This window comes from Micromonospora sp. NPDC052213, from assembly GCF_040679695.1.
GTDB lineage: Bacteria > Actinomycetota > Actinomycetes > Mycobacteriales > Micromonosporaceae > Micromonospora.
This window is the reverse complement of the sequence record NZ_JBFAVI010000285.1, coordinates 1-4,544: the sequence shown is the minus strand read 5'-3', so window position 1 is coordinate 4,544 and position 4,544 is coordinate 1. Positions and strand designations below refer to the sequence as shown.

Genomic DNA, 4,544 nt, shown 5'->3' with positions numbered 1-4,544 from the left:
GCCGGTTGGGGGGGGGGGGGGGTTGCGCGGGTACGGGGCCGCCGCGCACGTCGGGCGTGCGCGGCGGCTCGGGTGGTGCGGGGCAGGCCCCTTCCTGTCCGGAAGGCGTCAGGAGGGGGCCCTTTCGTGCAGGTCAGGCGCCGAGGCGGGAGAGGATCAGCTCGCGGACGGTCTTGGCGTCGGCCTGGCCGCGGGTGGTCTTCATGACCGCGCCGACCAGTGCGCCGGCCGCGGCGACCTTGCCGCTGCGCACCTTCTCGGCGATGTCCGGGTTGGCCGCGATCGCCTCGTCCACGGCGGCGGTGAGCGCGCCGGTGTCGGAGACGACCTCCAGGCCCCGGTTGGTCATGATCTCGGTCGGCGAGCCCTCGCCGGCCACCACGCCCTCCAGGACGCTGCGGGCCAGCTTGTCGTTGAGCTTGCCGGCGTCGACCAGGCCCTGCAGCTCGGCGACCTGCGCCGGGGTGGCCCCGACGTCGGCCAGCTCCACGCCGGTCTCGTTGGCCCGCCGGGACAGCTCGCCCAGCCACCACTTACGGGCCGCGGCCGGGGACGCGCCGGCGGCGACGGTCTGCTCGATCAGCTCGACCGCGCCGGCGTTGAGCACGGACTGCATGTCCGCGTCCGACAGGCCCCACTGCTCCTGGAGCCGGCGGCGGTGCAGCCGGGGCAGCTCGGGCAGGGCGGCCTTCAGCTCGGCGACCCAGGCGGTGTCCGGTGCGAGCGGCACCAGGTCGGGCTCCGGGAAGTAGCGGTAGTCGGTCGCCGTCTCCTTGGACCGGCCGGGCGTGGTGTCACCGGTGTCCTCGTGGAAGTGCCGGGTCTCCTGGGTGATCCGGCCGCCCGCGTCGAGCACGGACGCCTGCCGGATGATCTCCGACCGCACCGCCCGCTCGACCGACCGCAGCGAGTTGACGTTCTTGGTCTCCGTGCGGGTGCCCCACTCCTCGCCGGGCAGGTTGAGGGAGGTGTTGACGTCGCAGCGCAGCGACCCCTCCTCCATCCGCACGTCGGAGACGCCCAGCGAGCGGATCACGTCACGCAGCTCGGTGACGTACGCGCGGGCCACCTCCGGGGCCAACGCGCCGGTGCCGGGGACCGGCTTGGTGACGATCTCCACCAGCGGGATGCCGGCCCGGTTGTAGTCGACCAGCGACTCGGTGGCGCCGTGGATGCGCCCGGTCGTCCCGCCGACGTGCAGCGTCTTGCCGGTGTCCTCCTCCAGGTGCACCCGCTCGATGCCGATCCGCACCAGTTCGCCGTTCACCTCGACGTCCAGGTAGCCCTCGAAGCACAGCGGCTCGTCGTACTGGCTGATCTGGAAGTCCTTCGGCATGTCCGGGTAGAAGTAGTTCTTCCGGGCGAACCGGCACCACTCGGCGATCGAGCAGTTCAGCGCCAGGCCGATCCGGATCGTCGCCTCGATGGCGGCCCTGTTGGCCACCGGCAGCGAACCGGGCAGACCCAGGCAGACCGGGCAGACCCGGGTGTTCGGCGCGCCACCGAAGTCGGTCGGGCAGCCGCAGAACATCTTGGTGTTCGTGCCCAGCTCGACGTGGGTCTCCAGGCCGATCACCGGTTCGTAGCGCGCGACGACCTCGTCGTACGCGGGCAGTGTCGTCGTCATCTGAGCTCCTGCCTCACAGTGCCGGTGGGGTGAACGTGCCGACCGCGCTCTCCAGCGCCGCGGCGACCCGGTACATCCGGTCGTCGGCCATGGTCGGGGCCATGATCTGGAAGCCGACCGGCAGCCCGTCGGAGAGCCCGCACGGCACCGAGATGCCCGGCCCGCCGTACAGGTTGGTCGGGATGGTGAACAGGTCGGCCAGGTACATCTGGTACGGGTCGGAGGTGCGCGCCCCGATCGGGAACGCCACGAACGGGGTGGTCGGCGAGATCAGCGCGTCGACCTTCTCGAACGCGGCCGTGAAGTCCCGGGTGATCAGGGTCCGGACCTTCTGCGCCTGCCCGTAGTAGGCGTCGTAGTAGCCCGACGAGAGCGCGTACGTGCCGATCATGATGCGACGCTTGACCTCGGGGCCGAAGCCGGCCTCCCGGGTCAGCGACATGACCTCCTCCAGCGACCGGTTGCCGTCGTCGCCGACCCGCAGGCCGAACCGGACGCCGTCGAACCGGGCCAGGTTGGAGGAGCACTCGCTCGGGGCGATCAGGTAGTACGCCGGCAGCGCGTACTTGAAGTGGGGGCAGGACACCTCGACGATCTCGGCGCCCAGCTTGGTCAGCGCGTCGACCGACTCGCGGAACGCGGCCAGCACGCCGGGCTCGGCGCCCTCGCCGGTGAACTCGCTGACGATGCCGAGCTTCACGCCGGTCAGGTCGCCGGTGGCGCCCCGCCTCGCGGCGGCCACCACGTCCGGCACCGGCTGCGGGATCGAGGTGGAGTCGCGCGGGTCGTGCCCGCCGATCACCTCGTGCAGCAGCGCGGCGTCCAGGACGGTGCGTGCGCAGGGGCCGGGGGTGTCCAGCGAGGAGGAGAACGCCACCAGGCCGTAGCGGGAGGTGCCGCCGTAGGTCGGCTTCGCGCCGACGGTGCCGGTGACCGCGCCGGGCTGGCGGATCGAGCCGCCGGTGTCGGAGCCGATCGCCAGCGGCGCCTCGTACGCCGCGAGGGCCGCGGCGCTGCCGCCACCGGAGCCGCCCGGGATGCGGCTCAGGTCCCACGGGTTGTGCGTCGGGCCGTACGCCGAGTACTCCGTGGAGGAGCCCATGGCGAACTCGTCCATGTTGGTCTTGCCGAGCATCACCGTGCCGGCGGCGCGCAGCCGCTGCACGATCGTCGAGTCGTACGGCGGGCGCCAGCCCTCCAGGATCTTCGACCCGACGGTGGTCGGCACGCCCTTGGTGGTCAGCACGTCCTTCACCGCGACCGGCACGCCGGCCAGCGGGCCCAGCTCCTCGCCGGCGGCGCGGCGGGCGTCCACCTCGCGGGCGGCGGCGAGCGCGCCCTCGCTGTCGACGTGCAGGAACGCGTGCACCCGGTCGTCCACGGCGGCGATCCGGTCCAGGTGCGCCTGCGTGACCTCGACGGCGGAGGTCTCGCCGGCGGCGACGAGCCCCGCGATCTCCGTCGCGGTCAGTCTGGTCAGGTCACTCATGCCGCCGCCTCGCTTCGCTCACCGGCGTCCTGCGCGCCGGACACACCGGGCCTGGTGATCCGCTCGCTCATGACGCCACATCCTCGTCCAGGATCCGCGGTACGCGGAACCGCTGCTCCTCGGCGTCGGGCGCGCCCGACAGGGCCTCCTCCGGGGTCAGCCCGGGCACCACGACGTCGTCCCGCAGGACGTTGGTCAGCGGCACCGAGTGCGAGGTCGGCGGGATGTCCGCCGCGGTGACCTCGCCGACCTGCGCGACCGCCTGGAGGATCACGTCGAGCTGGCCGGCGAAGGTGTCCAGCTCCTCCTCCGTGACGGCGAGCCGCGACAGTCGCGCCAGGTGCGCGACCTCCTCGCGGGAGATGGCGGCCATCGGTGCCCCCTTCGTGACGGTGTTGCCGGTCGGGCCGGTGCCGGCCGCGCGGCGATGTGCGTGACGCGCGGTGACCGGAGCGAGTCTATTGTTCCGTCCCGGCGGCGCGTCCCCGACTCCCCCCATGGGCGCGGCGCGCCGGGCCGCCGCCCCGGGAGAGGCATCCCGGCTACGGGCTCGGCGGGCGGTGGGCTCAGCGGGCGTGCCGGCGGGGGATCTCCGTGTCGGCGCTCGGGGTCGGGCGGACCGGGCGGTAGCGGGCCAGCCAGGCGACGAGTTCCTCGGCCGGCATCGGCCGGGCGTAGAACCAGCCCTGCGCGGCGTCGCAGCCGGCGGCGTGCAGCATGCGCCAGGTGCGCTCGTCCTCCACGCCCTCGGCGACCACCCGCAGCCCGAGCGCCTTGGCCAGCTCGATCGTCGACCGCACGATCGCCGCGTCGTCGGCGTCCTCGGCCATCCCCAGCACGAAGGAGCGGTCCACCTTCACCTCGGACAGCGGCAGCCGACGCAGGTGCTGCAACGACGAGTACCCGGTGCCGAAGTCGTCCAGCGCGATGCCCACCCCGATCCGGTGCAGGCGGGAGATGGTGGCCAGCACCCGGCGGGGGTCGGCCATCAGCGCCCCCTCGGTGATCTCCAGTTGCAGCCGCTGCGGCGGCACGCCGTACCGGGCGAGCAGGTCGGCGATCTGGTCGGCGATCTCGCCGGTGTGCAGGTCCCGAACGCTGACGTTGAGCGCCGCCGGCAGGGCGATCCCGGCGGCCGACCACTTGGCGAGCTGTTCCACCACGTCGTCCACCACCCGCCGGGTCAGCAGCCGCATCACCGCGCTCTGCTCGGCGACCCGGATCAGCTCCTCCGGGTCGACCATCCCCCGGCGGGGGTGCCGCCAGCGCAGCAGCGCCTCCACGCCGACCACCTCACCGGTCGCGATCGCGACCTGCGGCTGGTAGTACATGGTGATCTCGCCCGCGTCGGCGGCCGGGTCCGGCTCCGCGTCCCGCCCCCGCGCCGGCCCGGGGTCCGCGCCCCGCCGCCGGGCCACGTCCAGCGGG

General features: G+C 73.5%; 4 protein-coding genes. All 4 read right to left on the bottom strand.

What is annotated here, in order from left to right; genetic code table 11:
- Positions 1 to 133: 133 nt before the first annotated feature.
- Positions 134 to 1,627, bottom strand: coding sequence for an Asp-tRNA(Asn)/Glu-tRNA(Gln) amidotransferase subunit GatB (gatB, locus tag AB0L34_RS32935; RefSeq protein ID WP_350704713.1), 1,494 nt, complete (start codon positions 1,625 to 1,627; stop codon positions 134 to 136).
- A 13-nt stretch (positions 1,628 to 1,640) separates the two neighbouring features.
- On the bottom strand, positions 1,641 to 3,116 hold the full coding sequence (gatA, locus tag AB0L34_RS32930) for an Asp-tRNA(Asn)/Glu-tRNA(Gln) amidotransferase subunit GatA (protein ID WP_357453611.1): 1,476 nt from the start codon (positions 3,114 to 3,116) through the stop codon (positions 1,641 to 1,643).
- A 67-nt stretch (positions 3,117 to 3,183) separates the two neighbouring features.
- Positions 3,184 to 3,489 (bottom strand): Asp-tRNA(Asn)/Glu-tRNA(Gln) amidotransferase subunit GatC, encoded by a 306-nt coding sequence (gene gatC / locus AB0L34_RS32925; RefSeq protein WP_350685712.1) that lies wholly within the window; start codon positions 3,487 to 3,489, stop codon positions 3,184 to 3,186.
- A 193-nt stretch (positions 3,490 to 3,682) separates the two neighbouring features.
- Positions 3,683 to 4,544 (bottom strand): EAL domain-containing protein (locus AB0L34_RS32920; RefSeq protein WP_363709478.1); only part of this gene is annotated, 862 nt, incomplete at its 5' end.

Coding starts and splice junctions, on each gene's coding strand:
- gatA (WP_357453611.1), bottom strand. CDS start 3,116: ATGAGTGACCTGACCAGACTGACCGCGACGGAGATCGCGGGGCTCGTC.
- gatB (WP_350704713.1), bottom strand. CDS start 1,627: ATGACGACGACACTGCCCGCGTACGACGAGGTCGTCGCGCGCTACGAA.
- gatC (WP_350685712.1), bottom strand. CDS start 3,489: ATGGCCGCCATCTCCCGCGAGGAGGTCGCGCACCTGGCGCGACTGTCG.